Origin of the sequence: Streptomyces cellostaticus (assembly GCF_023630175.1) — a bacterium.
GTDB classification, from domain to species: Bacteria; Actinomycetota; Actinomycetes; order Streptomycetales; family Streptomycetaceae; genus Streptomyces; species Streptomyces cellostaticus_A.
The window spans coordinates 48,890-73,369 of record NZ_JALLIN010000005.1; the positions used below are offsets into that span (position 1 = coordinate 48,890).

The window sequence follows — 24,480 nt, forward strand, 5'->3', positions numbered from 1 at the left end:
CCGTCGGCGATGCGTGCTTCGCCGGCCCTGCTCGCGGTCCGGTGCCGCCGGCTCGGCGGGATCGGGCCCCGCGCCCCGAACGCCTGGGCGTAGGGTCACCGACATGCGACTGAGTACTGCGATCCTTCCCGTCGACCGCTGGCACGAGGGCGGCCGCGCGAAGTGGCGGCGCGCCGAGGAGCTCGGCTTCCACACCGCGTACACCTACGATCACCTGTCCTGGCGCAGCTTCCGCGACGGCCCGTGGTTCGGTGCCGTGCCGACCCTGACCGCCGCCGCGGGCGTCACCGACCGGATCCGCCTCGGCACCCTGGTCACCTCGCCGAACTTCCGGCACCCGGTGACCCTCGCGAAGGAACTGATCTCCCTGGACGACGTCTCCGGCGGCCGTGTGACCCTGGGGATCGGCGCGGGCGGCACCGGATTCGACGCCACCGCCCTCGGCCAGGAGCCGTGGACGCCGCGGGAGCGCGCAGACCGGTTCGCCGAGTTCGTGCCACTGCTCGACCGGCTGCTCACCGAGGACTCCGTGACGTACGAGGGCCGGTTCTACTCGACGGTGGAGGCGCGCAACATCCCCGGCTGCGTGCAACGGCCCCGGCTGCCCTTCGCCGTGGCCGCCACCGGCCCGCGCGGGCTGCGGCTCGCCGCGCGGTACGGGCAGGCGTGGGTGACCACCGGGGACCCGAAGCTGTACGAGAACGGCACGCCGGAGGAGTCCGTCGCCGCACTGCGCGGGCAGGTGGCGAAGCTGGCCGACGCCTGCGCGGAGGCCGGCCGGGACGTGTCCGAGCTGGACAAGGTACTGCTCACCGGCTTCACCCCGGACCGCGGCAGGCCGCTGGAGTCGCTGGACGCCTTCGTGGACTTCGCGGGCCGGCACCGGGAGCTGGGCTTCACCGAGATCGTGCTCCACTGGCCGATCCCGGACTCCGACTTCGCCGCGGACGACAAGGTCTTCGAGCGGATCGCCATGGAAGGGCTCGCCCAACTCGCCTGAGCCGGCGGTGCGGACGTCGTCCGTCGGCCGGCCGCGGTGTGTCGGTGGACTCATCTGTGCGGACTCCCGCACGTGCGTGCGGGCATATGCGCCAGAATGGCCGCGTGACCTCAGCGACCAGACAGCCCGGGACCCCGGCCGCCGCCTTCCGGCCGCGGCTGATCGCCACCGACCTCGACGGCACTCTTCTGCGCGACGACAAGTCGGTCTCCCCGAGGACGGTCGCCGCGCTGGCCGCCGCGGAGGAGGCCGGCATCGAGGTCTTCTTCGTCACCGGCCGGCCGGCCCGCTGGATGGACGTGGTCAGCGAGCATGTGCACGGCCACGGCCTGGCGATCTGCGGCAACGGCGCCGCCGTGGTCGACCTGCACGGCGGCCCCGGCACCCACCGGTTCGTGAAGGTGCGGGAGCTGGCCCGCGGGAACGCGCTGGACGCCGTGCGGCTGCTGCGCGACGCGGTCCCCGGCACGGTGTTCGCGGTCGAGCAGACCTACGGCTTCCACCAGGAGCCCGCCTATCCCAAGCTGCACATGGAGACGCCGGACAACCTGCTGCCCGCGGAGGCCCTCCTCGCGGCCGACGGCCCGGACGCCGACCAGCCGGTGCTCAAGATCCTCGCCTACCACCCCGAGCTCGACCCGGACTCCTTCCTCACCCTGGCCCGGCCGGCGGTCGGCGAGCGCGCGAACGTCACCCGCTCCAGCCCCAGCGCCCTGCTGGAACTCAGCGGCCCCGGGGTCTCCAAGGCCAGCACCCTCGCGCTGTGCTGCGCCGAGCGCGGCATCTCGCACGAGGAGGTCGTCGCCTTCGGTGACATGCCCAATGACGTCGAGATGCTGACCTGGGCGGCCCGGTCGTACGCCATGGGCAACGCCCACCCGGACGTCATAGCCGCCGCCTCGGGCCGTACGGTCGCCAACAACGAGGACGGCGTGGCGATCGTCATCGAGCGGATGCTCGCCGCACAGGACTGACGCCTCTCCCGCTCGGTCCGCCGTACTGGTACGGCGCGCCCCTCAGCGCGCCGCGACCAGCGACTCCGCGACCGCCTCCCGCCGTGCCATCGCCCGCAGCGGCCCGGCCGCGGCGGCCAGTTCCGCGTACGGTCCCCGCTGCACCACCCGCCCCTCGTCGAGCACGACCACCTCGTCCACCGTGTCGAGTCCCGCCAGCCGGTGGGTGATCAGCAGCGTGGTACGGCCCTCGGTGGCGGCCAGCAGGTCCGCGGTGAGCGCGTCGGCCGTGGGCAGGTCCAGATGCTCGGCGGGCTCGTCCAGGACGAGCACCGGGAAGTCGGCCAGCAGCGCGCGGGCCAGGGCGAGGCGCTGCCGCTGCCCGCCGGACAGCCGTGCGCCGTGCTCACCGACGAGCGTGTCCAGCCCGTCGGGCAGGCCGTCCACCCAGTCCAGCAGTCGAACCCGGGACAGCGCGTCCCGCAGGCCGGCCTCGTCGGCGTCCTTACGGGCGAGCAGCAGGTTCTCGCGCACCGTGCTGTCGAAGAGGTGGGCGTCCTGGGCGCACAGTCCGACCAGCCGCCGCACGTCGTCACCGTGGAGGGCGTAGGCGTCCACACCGGCCAGCGTGTACGAGCCCGCCCCGGCGTCGAGGAACCGCAGCAGCACCTGGGCGAGGGTCGTCTTGCCGGAGCCGGACGCACCGACCACGGCGACCCGCCGCCCGCGCTCCAGGGTGAGGTCCAGCCCGGCCAGGGCGTCGCGACGCTGACCGGGGTGGCGGGTGGTCAGGTCGCGGACCACGAGAGGGAAGGGAGAGGCGGGCGCCGGCCGCGGCCGCTCCGGCTCGGCGACGGGCTCCGGGGCGTCGAGCACCTCGAACACCCGCTCCGCGCTCCGGCGCACCCGCTGGCGGTGACGCACGGCGAGCGGGAGCCCCAGTACGGCCTCGAAGGCGGCCAGCGGGGTGAGCACCACCACGGCCATGGCCACGCCGCCGAGCCGGCCCGCGGCCACCGCCTGGGCGCCCAGCAACGCGGTCGCGGTGACGGTCAGGCCGCAGACCAGTGCGGTGAGCCCGTCACCGAGGGCGGTGGCGGTGGCGCCGCGCGCGGCGATCCGGGTGAGTGTGCCGTCGGCCCGCCGGGCCGCCGCGGTACGGGCCGGCAGGGCGCCCGCGACGGTCAGCTCGGCGGTGCCGGTCAGCAGGTCGGTCACCCGGGTCGCGAGTACCCCGCGAGCGGGCGCGAGTCGCCGTTCGGCGCGCCGGGCCGCGGCCGCGGTGACCATGGGCACACCGGCGCCGGCCACGAGGAGGCCGACGGCGAGGGCGGCCCCGGCCTCGGGCAGCAGCCAGGCCGTGAAGGCGACGGAGCCGATGGAGACGGCGGTCGCCACCCCGGCCGGCAGCAGCCAGCGCAGCCAGTAGTCCTGGAACGTGTCGACGTCGGCGACCAGCCGGGTGAGCAGATCGCCGCGGCGGGCCGTCCGCAGCCCGGCGGGCGCCAGCCGCTCCAGGCGCCGGTACACCGCGACCCGGGTGTCGGCCAGCATCCGCAGCACGGCGTCGTGCGAAACGAGCCGCTCGGCGTAGCGGAAGACGGCCCGCCCGATCCCGAACGCCCGGGTCGCGGTCACGGCCACCATCAGGTACAGCACCGGCGGATGCTGCGCGGCCCGTGAGATGAGCCAGCCGGAGGTGGCCATCAGCCCGACCGCGCTGCCCAGTGCCAGGCTGCCGAGCAGCAGCGCCAGCAGCAGCCGGCCGCGCCGGGGACCCGCCAGGGCCCGTACCCGGGCGGCTGCCCGGCCGCGAGCGGCCGGGACCCCGGTCTCCGGCGCCGATACGGCGTCGGCAGGGCCGCCCGCCCCGCCCGACCACCTCGCGGGGCCGGCGGTGCCGGTGGCCGTACCGGTGGTGGCGGGTGTCTCGGCCGGGGTGGCGCCGACGGCGGGCGTCGCGTCGGCGGTCGCCGCGGCGGGGTCCAGCCGGACCACGCGGTCCGCCACCTCCAGCAGCGCCGGCCGGTGCACCACCAGCAGCACGGTGCGGCCGACCGCCAGACGGCGCACCGCCGCGACGACATCGGCCTCGGTCGCCCCGTCCAGCGCCGCTGTCGGCTCGTCCAGCAGCAGAACGGGCCGGTCGGCGAGGAAGGCACGGGCCAGGGCGAGCCGCTGGCGCTGACCGGCGGACAGTCCCGCCCCGTCCTCGCCGAGCCGCGTCCCGATGCCCTCGGGCAGCGCGTCCACGAACTCCAGCGCGCCCGCGTCCCGCAGCGCCCGGCGCACATCGGCCTCGTCCGCGTCGGGGCGGGCCAGCCGCACGTTCTCCGCGATGGTCCCGGCGTACAGATGCGGCCGCTGCGGCACCCACGCGATCCGCGCGTGCCACTCCTCGAGGTCGGTGTCGGCGAGGTCGGTCCCACCGACGCGCACCCGGCCCCCGGTGGGCCGGACGAAGCCCAGCAGCACGTTCAGCAGGCTCGACTTGCCCGCGCCACTCGGCCCGACCAGGGCCACGGTCTCACCGGGCTCTACGGTGAAGGACACATCCGTCAGGGCGTCCGCCGAGCGCTGGGGGTACCGGACCGTCACCGCGTCGAAGGCGATGGCGCCCGGCCGCACCGGGGCGGTGCCGGATGCCGGCACCGGTGTCTCCAGCACGGCGAAGATCTCCTCCGCCGCGGCCAGCCCCTCCGCCGCCGCGTGGTACTGCGCCCCCACCTGGCGCAGCGGCAGATACGCCTCGGGGGCCAGTACCAGGATGACCAGCCCGGTGTACAGATCCATGTCGCCGTGGACGAGGCGCATGCCGATCGTCACGGCGACCAGCGCGACCGAGAGCGTGGCCAGCAACTCCAGGGCGAACGAGGAGAGGAAGGCGATCCGCAGGGTCCGCATGGTGGCCTGGCGGTACTCACCGGTGATCCGCCGGATGGACTCGGCCTGGGCCTTGGCCCGGCCGAACACCTTCAGCGTGGGCAGCCCCGCGACCACGTCCAGGAAGTGGCCGGACAGCCGGGACAGCAGCCGCCACTGCCGGTCCATCCGGGACTGGGTGGCCCAGCCGATCAGCATCATGAAGAGGGGGATGAGCGGCAGCGTGCCGACGATGATCGCCGCCGACACCCAGTCCTCGGTGACGATGCGCGCCAGCACGGCCACCGGGACGACCACCGCGAGACCCAGTTGCGGAAGGTAGCGGGAGAAGTAGTCGTCGAGGGCATCGACTCCGCGCGTGGCCAGGGTGACCAGCGAGCCGGTCCGCTGCCCGCCGAGCAGGCCGGGACCCAACCGGACCGCGCGGTCCAGAACACGTCCACGCAGCTCCGACTTCACGGCCGCGCCGGTCCGGTGCGCCGCGAGCTCGGTCAGCCAGGCGACGATCGACCTGCCCACGGCCACCGCGGCCAACAGCAGCAGGGGAGTACGGAGTTCGGCGACCGTCTGGCCGCGCTGGAACGCCCCGGTGACCAGCTCGGCGATGAGCATCGCCTGCGCGACGACCAGCCCGGCCCCGACGGCTCCGAGGGCGACGACCGCCACCAGGAAGAGCCGGGTGGCGCGGGCGTAGCGCAGCAGGCGCGGATCGATCGGTTTCACGTGAAACATGCCCTTCCGTCCGGAGGGTGTGCTTCATGTGAAGCACACCCTCGACGGGTCTCAGTGCGCGGCGTCGGCGATGTGCTGCGTGCCGATCCGCTTGCGGAACACCCAGTAGGTCCACCCCTGGTAGAGCAGCACGAGCGGAGTGGCGACGGCCGCGCACCACGTCATGATCTTCAAGGTGTACGGGCTGGACGAGGCGTTGGTGACCGTGAGGCTCCAGTCGCCCTCGAGCGTGGACGGCATGACGTTCGGGAAGAGCGACAGGAAGAGCATCGCCACGGCCGCCACGATCGTCAGGCCGGACCACGCGAACGACCATCCCTCACGCCCCGCCTGGTTGGCCACCAGCGCGGCGACCAGCGCGGCGACCGCCACGACCAGCGCCACCAGGCTCTTGCCGTCACCGCTGTGGGCCTGCGTCCACAGCAGGAAGGCGAGGGCCACGACGGCGGCGACGAGCCCGACCTTCAGCGCCAGCTTCCGCGCCCGCACCCGGATGTCGCCCACGGTCTTCAGCGCGGTGAACACCGCCCCGTGGAAGGTGAACAGCGTCAGCGTGACCAGGCCGCCGAGCAGGGCGTAGGGGTTGAGCAGGTCCAGAAGGCCGCCGACGTACTCGAAGTTCCGGTCGATCTTCACGCCTCGCACGATGTTCCCGAAGGCCACGCCCCACAGGAACGCCGGGACGAGAGAGGTCCAGAAGATGGCCGTCTCCCAGTTGCGCTGCCAGTTCTCCTCGGGTCGCTTGGCCCGGTACTCGAAGGCGACACCCCGGACGATCAGGCAGACCAGGATGACGAGCAGCGGCAGGTAGAAACCCGAGAAGAGGGTGGCGTACCACTCCGGGAAGGCGGCGAAGGTCGCGCCGCCCGCCGTGAGCAGCCACACCTCGTTGCCGTCCCAGACGGGCCCGATGGTGTTGATGAGCACCCGGCGTTCGGGGCGGTCGCGGGCCAGCAGCTTGGTGAGGATGCCCACCCCGAAGTCGAAGCCCTCCAGGAAGAAGTAGCCGGTCCACAGGACGGCGATCAGGACGAACCAGACGTCGTGAAGTTCCATGACTGTCCCCTCGGCCTAGTACGAGAAGGCCATCGGCTTGTCGGCGTCACGGGTGTCGCCGCCGATCTTCGTGGGCGGGTTGAGGTCGGCCTCGGTCAGCTCGGGCGGGCCGGCCTTGACGTACTTGGCGAGCAGCTTGACCTCGACGACGGCCAGGACCGCGTACAGCGCGGTGAAGACGAGCATCGAGGTGAGGACCTCGCCCTGGGAGACACCGGGGGAGACCGCGTCGCGGGTCTGCAGGACGCCGTAGACGGCCCACGGCTGCCGGCCCATCTCGGTGAAGATCCAGCCCCAGGAGTTGGCGATCAGCGGGAAGGCCAGGGTCCAGATGGCGACGCGCCAGAACCAGGGGGTCAGCTTCGGGCCGAGTGGCCGGTTCCGGAACAGGACCAGATGGGGAGCCTCGTCCTCGCCCACCCGCAGGTGCTGCGGCAGCATGAACCTCTTGCGGGTCAGCCACAGCCCGGCGAGGCCGATGGCGAAGGAGGCCATGCCGAAGCCGATCATCCAGCGGAAGCCCCAGAACGCGACCGGGATGTTGGGCCGGTAGCCGCCGGGCCCGAACTTCTGCTGCTCCATCTTGTCGACGTCGTTGATGCCGGGCACGTAGGAGGTGAAGTCGTCATTGGCGAGGAACGACAGCAGGCCCGGGATCTCGACGGCCACGCTGTTGTGCCCCTTCTCCACGTCGCCGTAGGCGAAGACGGAGAACGGCGCCGGTGCCTGCCCGTCCCAGAGCGCTTCGGCGGCCGCCATCTTCATCGGCTGCTGCTTGAACATGACCTTGCCGAGGACATCACCGCTGACCGCGGTGAGCAGTCCGGCGATGACCACGGTGATCAGACCGAGCCGCAGCGAGGTCTTCATCTCGCGGACGTGCCTCTTGCGGGCCAGGTGGTAGGCGGCGATGCCCACCATGAACGCGCCCCCGGTCAGGAAGGCCGCGGACAGGGTGTGGAAGGCCTGGCTGAGCGCGGTGTTCTGGGTCAGCACGGCCCAGAAGTCGGTGAGCTCGGCCCGCCCCCGCACCTTGTCGATCCTGTAGCCCACGGGGTGCTGCATCCAGGAGTTGGCCGCGAGGATGAAGTACGCCGACAGGATCGTGCCGATCGACACCAGCCAGATGCAGGCCAGGTGGATCCGCTTGGGCAGCTTGTCCCAGCCGAAGATCCACAGGCCGATGAACGTGGACTCGAAGAAGAAGGCGATCAGGGCCTCGAAGGCGAGCGGAGCACCGAAGATGTCACCGACGAAGCGCGAGTAGTCCGACCAGTTCATGCCGAACTGGAACTCCTGCACGATGCCGGTGACCACACCCATCGCGATGTTGATCAGGAAGAGCTTGCCCCAGAACTTCGTCGCCCTGAGGTACTTCTCCTTCTCCGTGCGCACCCAAGCCGTCTGCAGCCCGGCCGTGAGGGCGGCCAGGGAGATGGTCAGGGGGACGAACAGAAAGTGGTAGACGGTGGTGATGCCGAACTGCCAGCGCGCCAACGTCTCCGGCGCCAGAGCCAGGTCCACGTCGTCACTCTCCTTACTACGCCGTGGTACAGCGGCGGTTTGCTCCCTGCATCACGCACATAAGGCGCAATCGGGACGCGCTTGTGAACGCGTTCACATTCACAAGCCATTATGACGCACTGGTATTCGGTCACCGCAAGGGGGTACCCCTCGGGCTCCCCGGGACAGAACGGTTCAACGGGAAGGGCCCCGCACCTGGCGGGGCCCCGTCCACGCCGCGGCCCTCCGGCCGCGGCGGCCTGCTCTCAGCCCTCCTTGCGGAACGCCTCCGCGACCTTCAGGAGGATGTCGTTCGCCTCGGTCTCCCCGACCGTCACCCGCACGCCCTCGCCCGGGAACGGCCGGACCACCACTCCGTGCTCCTCGCAGGCCGCGGCAAACGCCACCGTGCGCTCCCCCAGCCGCAGCCACACGAAGTTGGCCTGGGTCTCCGGCACCGTCCAGCCCTGGGAGCGCAGCCCTTCGACCACGCGGTTGCGCTCGCACACCAGCGAGCCGACCCGGCCCAGCAGCTCGTCCTCGGCCCGCAGCGACGCGACCGCCGCCTCCTGCGCGAGCTGGCTGACACCGAAGGGCACCGCCGTCTTGCGCAGCGCCGCCGCCACGGGCTCGTGGGCGATCGCGAAACCGACGCGCAGCCCGGCGAGGCCGTAGGCCTTGGAGAAGGTACGCAGCACGCAGACGTTGGGCCGATCCCGGTACAGCTCGACGCCGTCGGGCACCTCGGGGTCGCGGATGAACTCGCGGTAGGCCTCGTCCAGGACCACCAGCACGTCCTTGGGCACCCGGTCGAGGAACCGTTCCAGCTCGGCCCGCCGCACCACCGTGCCGGTCGGGTTGTTGGGGTTGCAGACGAAGATCAGCCGCGTCCGCCCGGTGATCGCGTCGGCCATGGCGTCCAGGTCGTGGACGTCGCCGGGGGTGAGCGGCACCTGGACCGAGCGTGCCCCGCTGACCTGGGTGATGATCGGGTACGCCTCGAAGGAGCGCCAGGCGTACATCACCTCGTCACCGGGCCCGCTGGTCGCCTGGACGAGCTGCTGGGCGACGCCGACCGAGCCGGTGCCGGTGGCGAGGTGGGCGAGCGGGACGGCGAACCGCTCCGACAGCTCCTCCATCAGCCCGCTGCAGGCCATGTCGGGGTAGCGGTTGAAGTTGCGGGCGGCCGCGGTCACGCTCTCCATCACGCCGGGGAGCGGGGGATACGGGTTCTCGTTGGAGGACAGCTTGTAGGCGACCGGCCCGCCGGCCGCGGCCGGCCTGCCCGGCTTGTAGGTGGGGATACCCTCCAGCTCGGCGCGCAGCTTGGGGCTCGTCTCGCTCACCGCAGTCCTCCTCGCGACCACCGGCGGCCCGTCGACGCCGCCGGCTTCCAATGCTCCACACCCTATGAGGATTCGGCCCCGCTGCGTACAGGTGGGGACGACGGGAGTCCAGCCTCTTCCGTAGCACAGGCATCAGGGGCATCACCGTACGAAGGAGTGCGTACCAGGGGGCGCCCCATACATATATCTACGCGCCGGTGGCTCACGCCCTGGCGCGCATCACCCGTGAAGGTGAGTTGAGACCTCTTCGAGACATCGGCGCCTTGGCAGGCCCACACCCTTCGGCAGGCCACGTCCTATCACTGAAACGTCCAACTACCTTGCTTTCCAAGGCCGTTAGATGCTTTCGGCCATGCAGAAACGTGCCTGTCAATGCATGCATATGCGTCCGCACTACCCCACCGCATGAGCCCTACTATCGGCTCGCCATGACAGCAGCAGGGAAGCACCAGGTGAGCCGCGCGGAAACCTCACGTCGAGGCAGCCGGCCGGGCCGGGCGGGCATCAGAGACGTGGCCGCCGCCGCCGGAGTCTCCATCACGACCGTGTCCGACGCCCTCAACGGCAAGGGCCGGCTCCCGGACGCCACCCGGCGCCACGTCCGCGAGGTCGCCGACCGACTGGGGTACCGCCCCTCGGCCGCCGCCCGCACCCTCCGTACCGGCAAGTCGGGCCTGATCGGCCTGACCGTGACGACGTACGGGGATGAACCTTTCACCTTCACCGAGTTCGCCTACTTCGCCGAGATGGCCCGGGCCGCCACCTCCGCCGCGCTCGCCCGCGGCTACGCCCTGGTCATCCTGCCCGCGACCTCCCGCCACGACGTGTGGTCCAACGTCGCCCTGGACGGCACGGTCGTCATCGACCCCTCCGACCAGGACCCGGTGGTCAGCGAGCTGGTCCGGCAGGGGCTGCCGGTCGTGTCCGACGGCCGCCCGGCCGGCTCGCTCCCGGTCACCGCCTGGGTCGACAACGACCACGAGGCCGCCGTCCTCGGCATCCTCGACCACCTCGCCGACGCCGGCGCCCGCCGCATCGGCCTGCTCACCGGCACCACGACGGACACCTACACCCATCTGTCCACCACCGCCTACCTGCGCTGGTGCAAGCGGGTGGGCCAGGACCCGGTCTACGAGGCCTACCCCGCGCACGACCCCTGCGCGGGCACCGTCGCGGCCGACCGGCTGCTCGCCCGGCCCGACCGGCCCGACGCCGTGTACGGCCTCTTCGACCCCAACGGCACCGATCTCCTCGCCGCCGCCCGCCGCTACGGCCTGCGCGTCCCCGACGACCTGCTGCTGGTGTGCTGCAGCGAGTCCGCGGTCTACGCCAACACCGAGCCGCCCATCACCACGCTCTCCCTGAAGCCGCGCCGGATCGGGACCGCCGTCGTGCAACTCCTCATCGACGCCATCGAGGGCGTCGAGTCGGACCACCCCGTGGAACAGGTGATACCGACCGAGCTGATCGTGCGCACCTCGTCCCAGCGGCGCCCTCCGCGCACGACGATCAGCCCGCCGAGGACCCCGGAGAGGGGGTAGCGGACGGGCCGCCGCCCGCACGGTGACCGAAGAGCGCGCGGTGACCGCCGGGCAGCGGGGCTCGAGGGGCCACGACCGGGGCGCGAGGGGCCACGACGGCGGGGCCGGCGCCGCAGCACCCGCCCGGCCCGCCTCCCGCAGCGCCGTCCGCCACGGTCCGGGGCCACCGGCGAGTGCGCCGTAGGGCCCGCCCGCCGCCGGTCAACCGGTCGAAACAGCGCTCAAACGGGATGAAAGCCGCGATGAACTGGAGTCTCGCTCCGATTCACCACCCCTGGGTCATCACACGGAACGACGCGCATTCCTATGATGGGCCCACGACACCGCGGGCCGCTGCGACCAGGCAGTCCGAAGCGGTGCAGCTGCGGCGTGATGGTGGAGGGGTCTGATGACTCAGGGGGCCGGTCGGGGACCCGAGGTGGAGCGGACGGCGACGTTGCGCGACTTCCGGGTGCCCGCGTACGTCAACGAGACCGGTCCGTACACCCGAACCCACCCCGGTGACACCGTGCCACCCATGGACGAGGCCTACCCCGAGGGCTACACACCCACCCAGCGCGACCTTCCCGTCATCAAGCGCGGCGACACGCTGCAGGTGACCGTCGAGCCGGCCCCCGCGGACCCGCAGCCGGCCGCCGGCCCGGGCCCGCTGTACGTCGTCGGTGACGTCCACGGCTACCTGGACGAACTGCTCTCCGCCCTGCGGGAGAAGGGGCTGGTCGACGCCGACGGGCAGTGGAGCGCGGGCACCGCCCGGCTGTGGTTCCTCGGTGACTTCACCGACCGCGGCCCCGACGGCATCGGGGTCATCGACCTGGTCATGCGGCTGAGCGCCGAGGCGGCCGCGGCCGGCGGCTACTGCAAGGCCCTCATGGGCAACCACGAGCTGCTGCTGCTCGGCGCGAAGCGGTTCGGCGACACCCCGGTCCACTCCGGCGCGGGCACCGCCACCTTCCAGGCGGCCTGGCTGCTCAACGGCGGGCAGAAGACCGACATGGACCGCCTCCAGGACCACCACCTGCAGTGGATGTCCCGCCTCGACGCCGTGGAGGAGGTCGACGGGCATCTGCTCATCCACTCCGACACCACCGCCTACCTCGACTACGGCGACTCGATCGAGGCGGTCAACGACACCGTCCGCGAGACCATCACCCGCAACGACGCGGACGAGGTCTGGGACCTGTTCCGCAAGTTCACCAAGCGGTTCTCCTTCCGTGACGAGGGCGGCGCGGAAGCCGTGCGCTCCCTGCTGGACACGTACGGCGGCACCCGCGTCGTGCACGGTCACAGCCCCATCCCCTACCTGCTCGGCGAAGTGGGATCCGAGGACTCCGAGGAGGACGACGGCCCCTCGGTGGAGGGACCGCACATCTACGCCGACGGGCTCGCCATCGCCATGGACGGCGGCGTGACCATGGCCGGCAAGCTGCTGGTCCAGCAACTGCCCCTGAGCGGCTGAGCGTTCGCCGGGCTGATCGAGTCCGACCGGATCCACCCGGGTCGGCACCCAATTTCCGGCAACCCCCTGTCACCGCGTGGCGTCGCGGCTCTACCATCGGCTTATCCGTAGCAGGCTCCCCTCCGTTTCTGCCCGACGGCTCGCCGGCGTGCGAGCCCCAAGCCCTACGGAGCATCGGGGGATGCACATGAACAGCGTTCCGCAGCACCTGCTGAGCGAGGACCGCCAGGAATTCGAGCGGGTCCTCGATGAGGCGCTGCGCTCCGCACCCCAGCGACCCGAACTGGCCGCTGTCGGACAACGGCTCAACCCGGAACAACTGCGCACCATGGCGCTCAACGCCACCGCGCTGATCACGGCGGCCGCGGCGGCCGAGTACCAGCACTACGTGAAGGTCCGTGAGGAAGTGCGCCGCCCTGCGCCGTCCATCGGCTCGGCCCCCGGCGACAGCGGCTCGGAGGGGCCGGGCGCGAACCCCGTGGGCCTCGCCACCGCCCTCGGCGAGGCCGCCGAGACCACCGGCGCGGGCGCCGTCGCCGTGATCGCGGTACTGGCTCCCGTCCTCGCCGGGACCGCCGCGGCGATCTTCCTGCTCGTCGGATACATCCTGAGGATGCTGGCCCCCGGGCAGGCCTTCGCCCGGACCATGCTCACCGCCGGCTGGGTGTTCGGCGCCGTGACCGCCGCCGCGATCCTGGTCGCCGGTGCCGGGCTGCTGCTCACCGCCCTGCGCAACAGCGCCGCGGCGGAGGCCGGAGCGCATCACGCGGCCGACGCGGAGGTGGCCAGGGCCAGAGAGGCCTGGCGGGAGGCCCTGCTGGAACGCGGCGTCCTGCCGTTCCTGCGGGACGCGCTGGCCCAGCCCGGCGCGGCCCCAGTGCGCCCCACGGCTCCGTCGGCCCCGACAAGCCGCATGCCGCGCCTCGGCTACGGCCGCCCCGGCTTCAGCAGCCCGGACGACGGCTCCGTCTCCGACCGTCCGAGCTTCAGCAGCCCCGACTACACCAGCCCCGAGTTCGGCGGCCCCGAACACCTGCCGGAATAGCCGGCCCGCGCCCCTGCGTGCCGAACGCCCGCCGGCTCCCGCCGAACGCCCGCCGGCACGGTGGCGGCCGGCCGCCACCGTGCCGGCGGGCGGGCACGGTGGCGATCCCACCGCGTCATCCGAGCAGCCGGGGCCCGGCACGCCCCGGAGCCCGGTGCCCGGAGCCCGGTGCCCGGCGCGGCGGAATCAGTCGGCGATCGGCAGGTACACCCGGTTGCCCGACGCCGCGAACTCCTTCGACTTCTGGGCCATGCCCTCCTCGACCTCGGCCCGGGTGCCACCGTGTTCCCGGCGGATGTCCTGGGAGATCTTCATGCTGCAGAACTTCGGCCCGCACATGGAGCAGAAGTGTGCCGTCTTGGCGGGTTCGGCCGGCAGGGTCTCGTCGTGGAACTCCCGTGCCGTGTCCGGGTCCAGAGCCAGGTTGAACTGGTCCTCCCACCGGAACTCGAAGCGGGCGTCCGACAGCGCGTCGTCCCACTCCTGCGCGCCCGGGTGCCCCTTGGCGAGATCCGCCGCGTGAGCGGCGATCTTGTAGGTGATGACGCCGGTCTTGACGTCGTCGCGGTTGGGCAGGCCGAGATGCTCCTTGGGTGTGACGTAGCAGAGCATCGCCGTGCCCCACCAGGCGATCATCGCAGCGCCGATACCGGAGGTGATGTGGTCGTACGCCGGTGCGATGTCCGTGGTGAGCGGGCCGAGCGTATAGAACGGGGCCTCATCGCAGATCTCCTGCTGAAGATCGATGTTCTCCTTGATCTTGTGCATCGGTACGTGGCCCGGGCCCTCGATCATGGTCTGCACGTCGAAACGCCTGGCGATCCGGTTGAGCTCCCCGAGCGTGCGCAACTCCGCGAACTGCGCCTCGTCGTTGGCGTCCGCGATCGAGCCGGGCCGCAGACCGTCGCCCAGCGAGTACGTGACGTCGTAGGCGGCGAGGATCTCGCAGAGCTCCTCGAAGTTCTCGTACAGGAACGACTCCTTGTGGTGCGCCAGGCACCACGCGGCCATGATCGAGCCGCCCCGCGAGACGATGCCGGTCTTGCGGTTGGCGGTGAGCGGCACATACGGCAGGCGCACGCCTGCGTGGACGGTCATGTAGTCCACGCCCTGCTCGGCCTGCTCGATGACGGTGTCCTTGTAGATCTCCCAGGTCAGCTCCTCGGCCCTGCCGTCGACCTTCTCCAGCGCCTGGTAGAGCGGCACGGTACCGATGGGCACGGGGGAGTTGCGCAGCACCCACTCACGCGTGGTGTGGATGTTGCGGCCGGTGGAGAGGTCCATGACCGTGTCGGCGCCCCAGCGGGTCGCCCAGGTCATCTTCTCGACCTCCTCCTCGATCGAGGAGGTGACAGCGGAGTTGCCGATGTTGGCGTTGACCTTCACCAGGAAGCGCTTGCCGATGATCATCGGCTCGATCTCCGGGTGGTTGACGTTGGCCGGCAGCACCGCGCGGCCCGCCGCGATCTCCTCACGGACCACCTCGGGAGAGACGTTCTCCCGGATGGCCACGTACTCCATCTCGGGCGTGATCTCGCCCGCGCGTGCGTAGGCGAGCTGGGTGACGGCACGGCCGGCCCGGCCCCGGCGCGGCTGACGCGGGCGCCCGGGGAACACCGCGTCCAGGTTGCGCAGCCCGCCACGGGGCGAGGTGTGCTTGATCCCGTCGTCCTCCGGGCGGACGGGGCGGCCCGCGTACTCCTCGGTGTCGCCCCGGGCGACGATCCAGTTCTCCCGCAGCGGTGACAGCCCCCTGCGGACATCGGTGTCGACGAGTGGGTCGGTGTACGGGCCCGACGTGTCGTACAGCGTGACCGACTGTCCGTTGGTGAGATGCACCTGACGGACCGGCACGCACAGGTCGGGGCGGGAACCCTCGACGTACGCCTTGTGCCAGCCGATGGACTCTCCGGCCTCCTGGGACTTCTCGTCCCGAACGGAGGCAGGCGTGCGTGCGTCCTTGTTGGTCATGAGACCTACTCCCTACGCCGGCATTACCCGGTAACAGGTTCGGCGGTCGACGCAGCGGTTTCCGACTTCGGATGCCTCCCGGGAAAACACGTTCCACGTGAAACATCGCGTATGCGGAGGTCAGCGCCCTCTCAGCCCGGTGCTCCGAGCTCCCGCGTGTGCAAAGGTGCCTCCACGCTAGCGTCAACTCGGGCGCGGTGAACAGAGGGCCCCCTTCGTTCTTGCGATGATCGGGCGGTGACCACGACGGAGCAGCACCCTCACCCGCCCTCCGAGCCGACGCGCCAGGGCGGTTCGGAACCCGGCCACGGTCATCACCACGCACACGGCCACAGCCACAGCCATGGGCCCGCCGCGCCCGTCTCGAAGCATCTGCGGAAGGTCATCGCGGCGATCCTGGTCCCGTTCGCCGCGGCCGTCGTGGTCGGCCTGGTGATCCTGTGGCCCGGAGGAGCGCCGCCCCACGAGCGCACCGGTGTCGGCTTCGACCGACAGACGCAGCAGGCGACGGTCACCCACGTGGTCGAGCTGAGCTGCAAGTCGGTCACCGGATCGGGCGGTACGGCCGCGGGCGGCACCGCCGCTCCGGGAGACGGCTCGGGACAGCTCGCGCAGAAGGGCATCTGCAGGAAGGCGACGATCCGGGTCGACACCGGCGGGGACGAGGGTCGGACCTTCACCGAGATCGTCCAGCCCGACCAGTCACGGCAGTTGCACCAGGGCGAGAAGGTCGTGGTCGCGTACGAGCCGTCGGCGCCGAAGGAACTGCAGTACTCGGTGACCGATGTGAACCGGAAGGCCCCCATGGCGCTCCTCGCGGGCGTCTTCGCACTCGCCGTGGTGGTGGTGGGCCGGCTGCGCGGAGTCATGGCCCTGGTCGCGCTGGCCGTGAGCTTCCTGGTGCTGACGTTCTTCATCCTGCCCGCGATCCTGCAGGGCTCGAATCCGCTGCTGGTGGCCGTCGTCGGGGCGAGCGCCATCATGCTCATCGCGCTCTACATGTGCCACGGGCTGTCGGCGCGTACATCGGTCGCCGTGCTCGGCACCCTGGCCTCCCTGCTGCTGATCGGCGTTCTCGGTTCCGGGTTCATCGGCTGGGCCGCGCTGACCGGCAACACGGACGACAGCACGGGCCTGATCCACGGGCTGTTCCCGTCGATAGACATGAGCGGTCTGCTGCTGGCCGGGGTCATCATCGGTTCGCTGGGTGTCCTGGACGATGTGACGGTGACCCAGACGTCCGCGGTCTGGGAGCTGCACGAGGCGAATCCGACCATGGGCCGGCGCGACCTGTACCGGGCGGGCATCCGGATCGGCCGTGACCACATCGCCTCGGTCGTCAACACCCTTGTCCTCGCCTACGCCGGTGCCGCCCTGCCGCTGCTGCTGCTGTTCTCGATCGCGCAGAGCAGCGTGGGAACGGTGGCCAACAGCGAGCTGGTGGCCGAGGAGATCGTGCGCACGCTCGTGGGCTCGATCGGCCTGGTCGCCTCGGTCCCGGTCACCACCGCCCTCGCCGCCCTCGTGGTGTCGGCCGACCGTCCCGGGCCGGCGGCCGTCGCCGTGGACTCCGGGACGCGGCCCGTTCCGGCGCGCGGCGGCCGGGGACGGCGGCGGAAGCGCTGAGCGGGGGCATCCGCTCGGGACGCGTCGAAGAAGCGTTCCTGCGGTGCCCCGGGGCGGCCATGTGCGAGCACGCGGCGCCCCGCACGCCGCGAACACCCTCAGCCGGCGCTCTGCTCCTCGGCCAGAATGCGGTCCAGAGCCTCGTCGAGGTGGGCGTCGAAGTCGGCCAGCGCGCCCTCCTGACCGAGCGGCACCAGCTTGTCCGTGCGGTCGAGGAAGGCCACGAGCGGCGGCGTCGAGGAACGGAACAGGGCCTGGTCGCTGCCCACCTGAAGCCGGATCAGCACCTCGCCCAGCACCTCGGTGTCGGCGGGTGCGATGTGCACATCACCCTCCCCGCACGGCCGCCCGACCCCGTCGATCAGCAGCTCCCGGCCGAAAGCCCAGGTCACCGGGGCGTCACCGGGCAGATGAAAGGTGAGCCGCACGGCGTAGGGATCACAGGTCTCGTAGCGCAACTCCACCGGGATGCGGAAGGAGAGCTCCTCGGACACGAGAAAACTCATCATGACTTCTGCCTGTACGGATTCGCGCATCGCCTACCCCGTCATATGACGTCGACTGGCCGGGAATGATCCCCCTCGACTGTGCATCAAATCTTGCTCAACGTGCACAACAGATCACAAGGAGTGAGTTTTCAGATACTGATAGAGAACGACAGCGCGCCCAGGTGCCGCCCGATCCCGGCCTGCAGACGCAGGGCGGCGGGCAGCAGGTATTCGCTCTGATGTACGGGGAGTGAGATGGCCATCGTGGCCGCCGTCGTCCCGACCGTGATGGGGATCGCCGCGCAGACCGTCCCGAGCGCGTACTCCTGCCGCTCCACCACCGGCTCCATGCGCGGCGTCCTCGACAGCCGGCGCAGGAGGGCGTGGTTGTCCCGTACCGAGTACGGCGTGAGGGACCGCGCCGGATAGCGGCTCAGGTGGTCCCGACGGGCCTCCTCGTCGAGCTGGGAGAGCAGGCACTGCCCGATCGCGTGCGCGTGCCCGGTCTCGCGGAAGTCGGCCCACTCCTCGACGGCGGGTGTCTCCCGCGAGTCGGAGACGCACATGACCTCGATCTCGCCGGCCCGGTACAGGGCGTAGTAGACCGGAGCCCCGACGGATTCACGGCAGTACGCGAGGGCGTCGGCCACTGCGCTGCGACGTTTCTGCTGCGCTCCGCTGCTGCTCAGCCGCTCGGCCGCGTCACCGAGGAAGAACAGCCCCTTGTCGCGGCGCAGATAGCCCTCGTGCACCAGGGTGCGCAGGAGGTGATAGGCAGTGGGCAGGGCGAGGCCGGTCTCCCGGGCGAGCTGTTTGGCGGGGGCGCCGTACTGGTGGACCGCGACGGTCTCCAGCAGACGCATCGCCCGCTGGACGGAGCCGATGAGGGTCGCCGCCTGCGGTTGCTCCGGAAGCTCCGGCGGCCGCGCCCGCCCGGGGCCGGTCACGGGACGCGGTTGTCCCGGGACGGCGGCCGCACGCGCCCGCTGCACCTGGGGCACGCAGGACCGCGGTGGTGGAGCGGGAGGTGCGGGGGATCCTGCCGGTGTGGTGTCAACCTTGGCCAAGGGTCACTCCGGGAGCGCGAGGTGGGGCGGCCCGTGCGGTGGAACACGGGTGGGGATGTGTGCCGCGCGCGGGGCCCGGCCCCGCGTGGGTTCCGAACCTAACCGTCCGCCCTCGCGTGCGGACGGCCTGCCGGGAAACTTCCCCCGCCCGAGGGAACCGGCGGCTTCCGTTACCGGCCCCCGGCTCCCACGTCCCTCACCAGTCGCTGCGCGAGGAGGAGTTCGACATGAACTTGCGCACGATGTAGATCAGTCCGCCGACCAGGGCGACGAAGACCAGCGCCTTGAAGAGCAGGCCGATCACGAAGCCGATGACGGTCGCTATCAGGCTGCCGAACACGACCAGGGCGATGACCGGCACCGCGACCCACTTCACCCACCACGGCAGCCCCGCGAAGATCTCTCGCATTGCCCTCGTCCTTTGCGTTCCGTTGCGTCCACGACGTCCTGCGCTCTGTCCTGGACGCAGTCCCGATGTCTGCCATCGATGCTAGAGCCGCCGAGGGTGCCGCGGGCGCCTCGCATCCCTTGTCCTCCCCTGACCCGCCCCCTAGGGAACCCCGAGCCCGGTGCTCAGGCCTCGGGTGGAGAGAAGACGACCAGTACCCTCAGGTCCTCGCTGATGTGGTGGAACCTGTGGGCGACGCCCGCCGGCACGTACACCACGCTGCCCCGCGCCACCTGGGTGGTCTCCAGGCCGACCGTGATCGACGCGCGGCCGCTGACGACGAAGTACACCTCGTCCTGGTTGTGCGGCTTCTGCGGGTCGTGCTCGCCCGCGTCGAGGGCGTACAGGCCGACCGACATGTTCCGCTCCCGCAGGAACTGAAGGTAGGCCCCCTCGTTGGCGGCGCGCTCCGCCTCCAGTTCGTCCAGCCGGAATGCCTTCATCGCCGTTGTACCGCCCTCGCCCCTGCTCGGTCCTGATCCCGTCTGCCACGATCAGACACATGAAGAATTTCGTAGTCAAGACGATCGCCAACGCGGCCGCTCTCGCAATCGCCGTGTGGCTGCTCGACAAGATCACTCTCACGGGCGACAGCACGGGCAAGAAGGCCGGCACTCTGATCGTCGTCGCGCTGATCTTCGGCCTGGTCAACTTCCTGGTCAAGCCGATCGTGAAGGTGCTCACCTTCCCGCTGTTCCTGCTGACACTGGGGCTGATCACCCTGGTGGTCAACGCGCTGATGCTACTGCTGACGTCCTGGGTGTGCGGCAAGCTCGACCTGAGCTTCCACGTGGAGGGCTTCTGGACCGCCGTGCTCGGCGGGCTGATCATCTCCGTCGTCTCCTGGGCGCTGAACCTCGTCCTGCCCGACGAGGAGTGAGTTCGCCATGACCTACCGCGTCTGTTTCGTGTGCACCGGCAACATCTGCCGCTCCCCGATGGCCGAGTCCGTCTTCCGCGCGCGTGTGCAGGAGGCGGGACTCGAGGGCCGGGTGGAGATCGACAGCGCCGGCACCGGCGGCTGGCACGAGGGCGACGCCGCCGACCCGCGCACCGTCACGGTCCTCGACGAGCACGGCTACCGCAGCGAGCACGTGGCACGGCAGTTCCAGCCCGGCTGGTTCGCCCGCCTCGACCTGGTGGTCGCCCTGGACACCGGCCATCTCAAGGCCCTGCGCCGCCTCGCGCCCACCGAGGAGGACGCCCGCAAGGTCCGCCTGCTGCGCTCCTACACCCGCCCGGCGTCCGACCTGCGCGCCACGCCCGGCGCTCCCGAGGACACCTGCGCCGACCTCGACGTGCCGGACCCGTACTACGGGGGCGCGGACGGCTTCCAGGAGTGCCTTGAGATGGTGGAGAAGGCGAGCACCGGTCTGCTCGCCGCCGTACGGGAACAACTGGAGGGACGGATCGGATGAGCGGATCCACCGCGGGTGCCGATCGCACCGGGGACGGCACGCGTGCGGTACGAGCCGGGCTGCCCGAGCCGGTCAAGCACGAGCCGACGCTGCCGGGGCCCGTGTTCGCCGCGCACTTCCACCTGCCGGGTGAGGTGACGGGACCGTACTCCTACGGCCGTGACGACAACCCCACCTGGACCCACCTGGAGCGGGCCATCGGCGAGCTGGAGGCACCGGGGCGGGACGACGTCGGGACGCTGGTGTTCGCATCGGGCATGGCCGCCATCTCGGCGGTGCTGTTCTCCCAGCTCCGCGCGGGCGACGCGGTCGTCCTGCCCTCCGACGGCTATCAGGTGCTGCCACTGGTCCGCGCCCAGTTGGAGGCCTACGGCGTCGAGGTGCGCTCCGCGCCCACGGGTGGGGACGCCCAGCTCGACGTCCTCGACGGCGCGCGGCTGCTGTGGATCGAGTCGCCGTCGAACCCGGGGCTCGACGTGTGCGACATCCGGCGGCTGGTGGAGGCCGCGCACGCGCGGGGCGCCCTGGTCGCGGTCGACAACACGCTCGCCACCCCGCTCGGTCAGCGTCCGCTGGAGCTGGGTGCCGACTTCTCCGTGGCCAGCGGGACCAAGCAGCTGACCGGTCACGGAGACCTTCTGCTGGGCTACGTGACCGGGCGCGACGGTGAGGCGATGACCGCCGTACGCCGGTGGCGCAAGATCGTCGGGGCCGTCTCCGGGCCGATGGAGGCCTGGCTCGCCCACCGCTCCATCGCCACGCTGCACCTGCGGGTCGACCGGCAGAACGCCACCGCGCTCGCGGTCGCCGAGGCCCTGCGGCAGCGGCCGGAGATCTCCGGGCTGCGCTATCCGGGACTGCCCGACGACCCCTCGCACCAGGTCGCCTCGCGGCAGATGCGCCGCTACGGCTGCGTGGTCTCCTTCACACTGCCCACGCGCGCGCGGGCCGAGCGGTTCCTGGAGGTGCTGCACCTGGTCGAGGACGCGACGAGCTTCGGCGGGGTGCGGTCCACGGCCGAGCGCCGCCGGCGATGGGGCGGGGACGCGGTTCCCGAGGGCTTCATCCGCCTGTCCGTCGGCGCGGAGGATCCTGAGGACCTGGTGGCGGACGTGCTGCGCGCGCTCGACGCGTCGGCCGAGTGAGCCCGGCAGCGGCGGCGATCACCGTCGGCGGACGGTCCGAGCCTCCCCCCTCGTGGCTCGGACCGTCCTCGGTTCCGCGCGCGAAGAACCGCGCGAACAAGGCTAGTTGACTCTCTGTCAGTGTCCAATCACGGTAGCGACAGAGACCTATCGACTTATTTATAGTTGGGTCCTGCCCGGAGGGCCGGAAAAGGGCAGCGAAAGGGGAGGGGACGCCATGGACCTGGCCTTGCTGCGCACGTTCGTCACCGTGCACCGGGCCGGTTCCTTCACTCGCGCCGCGGCCCTGCTGGGTCTCTCCCAGCCGGCCGTCACCTCCCAGATCCGGACTCTGGAGCGGCAGCTCGGCCGTCCCTTGTTCCTGAGACAGGCCCGCGGGGTGACCCCGACGACCATCGGGGACGAACTCGCCCACAAGGCCGCACCGCACCTCGACGCCCTGGTCGAGATAGCCGAGGGCGCCCCGGACGACGGCTCCTCGTTACGGACGCTGCACCTCGTGGGCCCACCGGAGTTCACCGCCGAGCGCGCCCTTCCCGCCCTGACCCGATTGACCGGGGAGGACGGAAAGGGCTTCGCACTGCGCGCCTCCTTCGGCACCGCGGAGGAGGGACTGGAGGGACTGGCCGCCGGGCACCATGACCTGGCCATCAGCACCGCCCGACCGCGCGGCCCCCTGCTGACCGCGACCCCGCTCTGCGACGAGGAGCACGTACTGGTCGCCGCACCCCAGTGGGCCGAGCGGATCAGCCCTGGAACCCTCCGGCTCAAGGGACCGGTGCTCCTGGAGAACCTGCCCGTCGTGGAGGTCCACGAGTCCCTGCCGTTCGTCTCGCGCTACTGGGCCTCCGTCTTCGACTCCCGTCCGGCCGCCTCGGGCACCGTCGTCGTCCCCGATCTGCGCGCCGTGCTCTCCTGTGCGATCGCAGGCGCCGGACTCGCGGTCCTTCCCCGCTATCTGAGCGCCTCCGCCCTTGCCCGCGGCGAGATCACGGCACTGTACGAGCCCGCGGTGCCGCCCCTGCGCACCTACTTCCTGACCGCGCGCACCGGCTCCCTCGCCATGCCGCACATCGCCCGGGCGCACGAGTGGCTCCTGCGGGCCGCGAACGACTGGAGTTGAGGCAGTCGGCCCGACTTCACGGCTCGCACCCGAGCGATGGAGAGGACGGGATGTTTCACGTGGAACGAGCCGGGCCACATTTCCTCCATGACCGTCCGACCCGTGGTCAAGCGCACCGCCCGCGCCGTTCTGCTCGACGGTGACGACCTGATCCTGATCAAGCGCACCAAGCCCGGCGTCGATCCCTACTGGGTCACCCCCGGTGGCGGAGTGGAGGCCGCGGACCCGACCGTCGTCGACGCCCTGCACCGAGAGGTGTACGAGGAACTCGGCGCCAAGATCACCGACGTCGTGCCGTGCTTCGTGGACACCGTCGAGCACATCGGCGAGGACGGCGGCGCGACCGGCGTGAAGGTGCAGCACTTCTTCGTCTGCCGGCTGGAGTCCATGGACCCGTCGCTGCGCCACGGCCCCGAAGTGGATGAACCGCTGGGCGAGTACGAGATCGTCCGCATTCCCTTCACCCGGGTCGGCATCGCCTCCGTCCACCTCGTGCCGTTGTCCCTCCGGCACTACCTGGACGGCAATATCGAGGGCGTACGCGCCATGCACGCACCCGACCTCGGATAGGCCGCAGGGCACGTCCGAACGCGCCACCGCAGGCACGCGGCTGTGGCCCATCGGTGTTCCGCGTGAAACCCGAGCGCTTCGCTCGGGTCCCCCTGGTGAACGGGCCACGGCGTGACCGAAAGCCTCACGTCCCCATCGAAACAGGTGGACGCAGGGAGGGTCGGTCGGACAGCCTGACCTGCGTGCCGACTCCTTCACTCACCTCCTTGCCCATCCGGCGTCTGACACTCCACGATCTCGCCGCCTGTGCCGACCTGTCCGAGGACCGGGGGTGGCCACGTGAAGAACACAAGTGGGGCTTCCTCCTCACGGCCGGCACGGGCTACGGCATCGACGACCCCGACGGCGGCCTCGTCGCCGCATGCGTCGTCACCGAATACGGCTCCTGGAAGCGCTCGCCCCTCGGTGCCATCGGCATGGTCCTCGTGGCCGGACGCCATGCCCGCCAGGGGGTCGGACGCCGGCTGATGCGGCATGTCGTGTCACTCATGGACACCACCCCGCTGACCCTGTACGCCACGCCCTTCGGGCGCCCGCTCTACGAGGAGCTGGGCTTCAAGGTCACGGGCCGGTCAGAGATGCTGAGGGGGTACTTCGCACCCGGCGGACCGGAGTCCTGTGTCGCGACGCGGCCGGCCGTCGCCGAGGACCTGTCTTCCATCCTCCGGCTCGACGAGGAGGTCTTCGGCACCGACCGCACTCCCCTCGTCACCCGTCTCCCCTCCTTCGCCGACCAGCTTCGCGTGGCCGAGGAGGACGGCCGGATCATCGGCTACACGGCCGTGTGGCCCAACATGGACACCCATGTCGTCGGCCCGCTGATCGCGCGGGACACGGAGACGGCCAAGGCTCTCATCACCTCGCTCGCCGTCCACACGCGCCGCCCGCTGCGCACCGACATCGACATGCGGCACGAGGAGCTGCTGACCTGGGCCAAGGCACGTGGGCTGGCCCCCGTGACCGTCAATGCCGTCATGACCTACGGCATCACGGACCTGCCGGGGGACTGGCGGCGTCGGTTCGCGCCCCTGACGGTGGCCGCGGGCTGAGCGTCGGCCCCCGCGGTGGAGCGGGGACCGATGCCGCCGGGCGGCTGAGCCCGCAGC

General features: G+C 71.2%; 21 protein-coding genes. 12 read left to right on the forward strand and 9 right to left on the reverse strand.

Annotation, left to right across the window (positions count from 1 at the left end):
• The first annotated feature begins 103 nt into the window (after positions 1-103).
• Positions 104-1,000 carry an LLM class flavin-dependent oxidoreductase gene (locus MXD57_RS04480; protein ID WP_250399951.1) on the forward strand — a complete coding sequence of 299 codons (897 nt, stop codon included), beginning with the start codon at positions 104-106 and terminating at the stop codon, positions 998-1,000.
• 86 nt (positions 1,001-1,086) lie between these two features.
• Positions 1,087-1,974, forward strand: a complete 888-nt coding sequence (locus MXD57_RS04485) for an HAD family hydrolase (RefSeq protein ID WP_250399952.1) — start codon at positions 1,087-1,089, stop codon at positions 1,972-1,974.
• A 42-nt stretch (positions 1,975-2,016) separates the two neighbouring features.
• Here the strand turns inward: MXD57_RS04485 and cydD are convergent, their stop codons facing one another.
• The 4 genes from cydD to hisC form a co-directional block, all read right to left on the reverse strand.
• Positions 2,017-5,559 (reverse strand): thiol reductant ABC exporter subunit CydD, encoded by a 3,543-nt coding sequence (gene cydD / locus MXD57_RS04490; protein ID WP_250400071.1) that lies wholly within the window; start codon positions 5,557-5,559, stop codon positions 2,017-2,019.
• A 60-nt stretch (positions 5,560-5,619) separates the two neighbouring features.
• A complete protein-coding gene (gene cydB / locus MXD57_RS04495; protein WP_250399953.1) occupies positions 5,620-6,624 on the reverse strand; it encodes a cytochrome d ubiquinol oxidase subunit II in 1,005 nt (334 codons plus the stop codon).
• Positions 6,625-6,639: 15 nt separating this feature from the next.
• On the reverse strand, positions 6,640-8,148 hold the full coding sequence (locus tag MXD57_RS04500; protein ID WP_250399954.1) for a cytochrome ubiquinol oxidase subunit I: 1,509 nt from the start codon (positions 8,146-8,148) through the stop codon (positions 6,640-6,642).
• 245 nt (positions 8,149-8,393) lie between these two features.
• Positions 8,394-9,473, reverse strand: coding sequence for a histidinol-phosphate transaminase (gene hisC / locus MXD57_RS04505; RefSeq protein ID WP_250399955.1), 1,080 nt, complete (start codon positions 9,471-9,473; stop codon positions 8,394-8,396).
• A 428-nt stretch (positions 9,474-9,901) separates the two neighbouring features.
• Here hisC and MXD57_RS04510 point away from each other — a divergent pair, with 428 nt between their 5' ends.
• The 3 genes from MXD57_RS04510 (at position 9,902) to MXD57_RS04520 (ending at position 13,518) form a co-directional block, all read left to right on the forward strand.
• Positions 9,902-11,014 carry a LacI family DNA-binding transcriptional regulator gene (locus MXD57_RS04510; RefSeq protein ID WP_250399956.1) on the forward strand — a complete coding sequence of 371 codons (1,113 nt, stop codon included), beginning with the start codon at positions 9,902-9,904 and terminating at the stop codon, positions 11,012-11,014.
• A gap of 388 nt (positions 11,015-11,402) precedes the next feature.
• On the forward strand, positions 11,403-12,473 hold the full coding sequence (locus MXD57_RS04515) for a metallophosphoesterase (RefSeq protein ID WP_250399957.1): 1,071 nt from the start codon (positions 11,403-11,405) through the stop codon (positions 12,471-12,473).
• A gap of 181 nt (positions 12,474-12,654) precedes the next feature.
• Entirely contained in the window at positions 12,655-13,518 is an 864-nt protein-coding gene (locus MXD57_RS04520; RefSeq protein ID WP_250399958.1) for a hypothetical protein, read from the forward strand.
• Positions 13,519-13,704: 186 nt separating this feature from the next.
• Here the strand turns inward: MXD57_RS04520 and thiC are convergent, their stop codons facing one another.
• Positions 13,705-15,489, reverse strand: coding sequence for a phosphomethylpyrimidine synthase ThiC (thiC, locus tag MXD57_RS04525; protein ID WP_250399959.1), 1,785 nt, complete (start codon positions 15,487-15,489; stop codon positions 13,705-13,707).
• Positions 15,490-15,726: 237 nt separating this feature from the next.
• On the opposite strand from thiC, the gene MXD57_RS04530 reads away from it, so the two are divergent.
• Positions 15,727-17,115 (forward strand): YibE/F family protein, encoded by a 1,389-nt coding sequence (locus MXD57_RS04530; RefSeq protein WP_250399960.1) that lies wholly within the window; start codon positions 15,727-15,729, stop codon positions 17,113-17,115.
• Between the two features lie 98 nt (positions 17,116-17,213).
• On the opposite strand, the gene MXD57_RS04535 is transcribed toward MXD57_RS04530, so the two are convergent.
• From MXD57_RS04535 to MXD57_RS04550, 4 genes are all read right to left on the reverse strand, one after another.
• Positions 17,214-17,651 carry an SsgA family sporulation/cell division regulator gene (locus MXD57_RS04535; RefSeq protein WP_143630291.1) on the reverse strand — a complete coding sequence of 146 codons (438 nt, stop codon included), beginning with the start codon at positions 17,649-17,651 and terminating at the stop codon, positions 17,214-17,216.
• A gap of 101 nt (positions 17,652-17,752) precedes the next feature.
• A complete protein-coding gene (locus tag MXD57_RS04540; RefSeq protein ID WP_250400072.1) occupies positions 17,753-18,466 on the reverse strand; it encodes an IclR family transcriptional regulator in 714 nt (237 codons plus the stop codon).
• A 400-nt stretch (positions 18,467-18,866) separates the two neighbouring features.
• Positions 18,867-19,079 carry a DUF5326 family protein gene (locus MXD57_RS04545; RefSeq protein WP_199211200.1) on the reverse strand — a complete coding sequence of 71 codons (213 nt, stop codon included), beginning with the start codon at positions 19,077-19,079 and terminating at the stop codon, positions 18,867-18,869.
• Positions 19,080-19,243: 164 nt separating this feature from the next.
• Entirely contained in the window at positions 19,244-19,561 is a 318-nt protein-coding gene (locus MXD57_RS04550; RefSeq protein WP_250399961.1) for a cupin domain-containing protein, read from the reverse strand.
• 59 nt (positions 19,562-19,620) lie between these two features.
• Between MXD57_RS04550 and MXD57_RS04555 the strand changes: the two genes are divergently transcribed.
• The 6 genes from MXD57_RS04555 (at position 19,621) to MXD57_RS04580 (ending at position 24,423) form a co-directional block, all read left to right on the forward strand.
• Positions 19,621-19,998 (forward strand): phage holin family protein, encoded by a 378-nt coding sequence (locus MXD57_RS04555; RefSeq protein WP_250399962.1) that lies wholly within the window; start codon positions 19,621-19,623, stop codon positions 19,996-19,998.
• Between the two features lie 7 nt (positions 19,999-20,005).
• Complete coding sequence (locus MXD57_RS04560; RefSeq protein ID WP_250399963.1) at positions 20,006-20,536, forward strand: low molecular weight protein-tyrosine-phosphatase; 531 nt, start codon at positions 20,006-20,008, stop codon at positions 20,534-20,536.
• The gene (locus MXD57_RS04565) at positions 20,533-21,681 is read left to right on the forward strand and encodes a cystathionine gamma-lyase (RefSeq protein ID WP_250399964.1); all 1,149 of its coding nucleotides are present in this window, start codon (positions 20,533-20,535) and stop codon (positions 21,679-21,681) included. Before MXD57_RS04560 ends, MXD57_RS04565 begins: the two co-directional genes overlap by 4 nt.
• A gap of 217 nt (positions 21,682-21,898) precedes the next feature.
• Positions 21,899-22,804: a LysR family transcriptional regulator gene (locus MXD57_RS04570; protein WP_250399965.1), complete on the forward strand. Its 906-nt coding sequence runs from the start codon at positions 21,899-21,901 to the stop codon at positions 22,802-22,804.
• Between the two features lie 87 nt (positions 22,805-22,891).
• Positions 22,892-23,374 carry an NUDIX domain-containing protein gene (locus tag MXD57_RS04575; RefSeq protein ID WP_250399966.1) on the forward strand — a complete coding sequence of 161 codons (483 nt, stop codon included), beginning with the start codon at positions 22,892-22,894 and terminating at the stop codon, positions 23,372-23,374.
• 182 nt (positions 23,375-23,556) lie between these two features.
• Positions 23,557-24,423, forward strand: coding sequence for a GNAT family N-acetyltransferase (locus MXD57_RS04580; protein ID WP_250399967.1), 867 nt, complete (start codon positions 23,557-23,559; stop codon positions 24,421-24,423).
• The last annotated feature ends 57 nt before the right edge of the window (positions 24,424-24,480 follow it).

What these genes read in the sequence shown, in the direction of transcription:
- MXD57_RS04555 (WP_250399962.1), top strand. Translation starts at nt 19,621, where the DNA reads ATGAAGAATTTCGTAGTCAAGACGATCGCCAACGCGGCCGCTCTCGCA.
- MXD57_RS04565 (WP_250399964.1), top strand. Translation starts at nt 20,533, where the DNA reads ATGAGCGGATCCACCGCGGGTGCCGATCGCACCGGGGACGGCACGCGT.
- MXD57_RS04510 (WP_250399956.1), top strand. Translation starts at nt 9,902, where the DNA reads ATGACAGCAGCAGGGAAGCACCAGGTGAGCCGCGCGGAAACCTCACGT.
- cydB (WP_250399953.1), bottom strand. Translation starts at nt 6,624, where the DNA reads ATGGAACTTCACGACGTCTGGTTCGTCCTGATCGCCGTCCTGTGGACC.
- MXD57_RS04575 (WP_250399966.1), top strand. Translation starts at nt 22,892, where the DNA reads ATGACCGTCCGACCCGTGGTCAAGCGCACCGCCCGCGCCGTTCTGCTC.
- MXD57_RS04515 (WP_250399957.1), top strand. Translation starts at nt 11,403, where the DNA reads ATGACTCAGGGGGCCGGTCGGGGACCCGAGGTGGAGCGGACGGCGACG.
- MXD57_RS04485 (WP_250399952.1), top strand. Translation starts at nt 1,087, where the DNA reads ATGCGCCAGAATGGCCGCGTGACCTCAGCGACCAGACAGCCCGGGACC.
- thiC (WP_250399959.1), bottom strand. Translation starts at nt 15,489, where the DNA reads ATGACCAACAAGGACGCACGCACGCCTGCCTCCGTTCGGGACGAGAAG.
- MXD57_RS04570 (WP_250399965.1), top strand. Translation starts at nt 21,899, where the DNA reads ATGGACCTGGCCTTGCTGCGCACGTTCGTCACCGTGCACCGGGCCGGT.
- MXD57_RS04480 (WP_250399951.1), top strand. Translation starts at nt 104, where the DNA reads ATGCGACTGAGTACTGCGATCCTTCCCGTCGACCGCTGGCACGAGGGC.
- MXD57_RS04540 (WP_250400072.1), bottom strand. Translation starts at nt 18,466, where the DNA reads ATGCGTCTGCTGGAGACCGTCGCGGTCCACCAGTACGGCGCCCCCGCC.
- MXD57_RS04560 (WP_250399963.1), top strand. Translation starts at nt 20,006, where the DNA reads ATGACCTACCGCGTCTGTTTCGTGTGCACCGGCAACATCTGCCGCTCC.
- MXD57_RS04545 (WP_199211200.1), bottom strand. Translation starts at nt 19,079, where the DNA reads ATGCGAGAGATCTTCGCGGGGCTGCCGTGGTGGGTGAAGTGGGTCGCG.
- MXD57_RS04550 (WP_250399961.1), bottom strand. Translation starts at nt 19,561, where the DNA reads ATGAAGGCATTCCGGCTGGACGAACTGGAGGCGGAGCGCGCCGCCAAC.
- MXD57_RS04535 (WP_143630291.1), bottom strand. Translation starts at nt 17,651, where the DNA reads ATGCGCGAATCCGTACAGGCAGAAGTCATGATGAGTTTTCTCGTGTCC.
- MXD57_RS04520 (WP_250399958.1), top strand. Translation starts at nt 12,655, where the DNA reads ATGCACATGAACAGCGTTCCGCAGCACCTGCTGAGCGAGGACCGCCAG.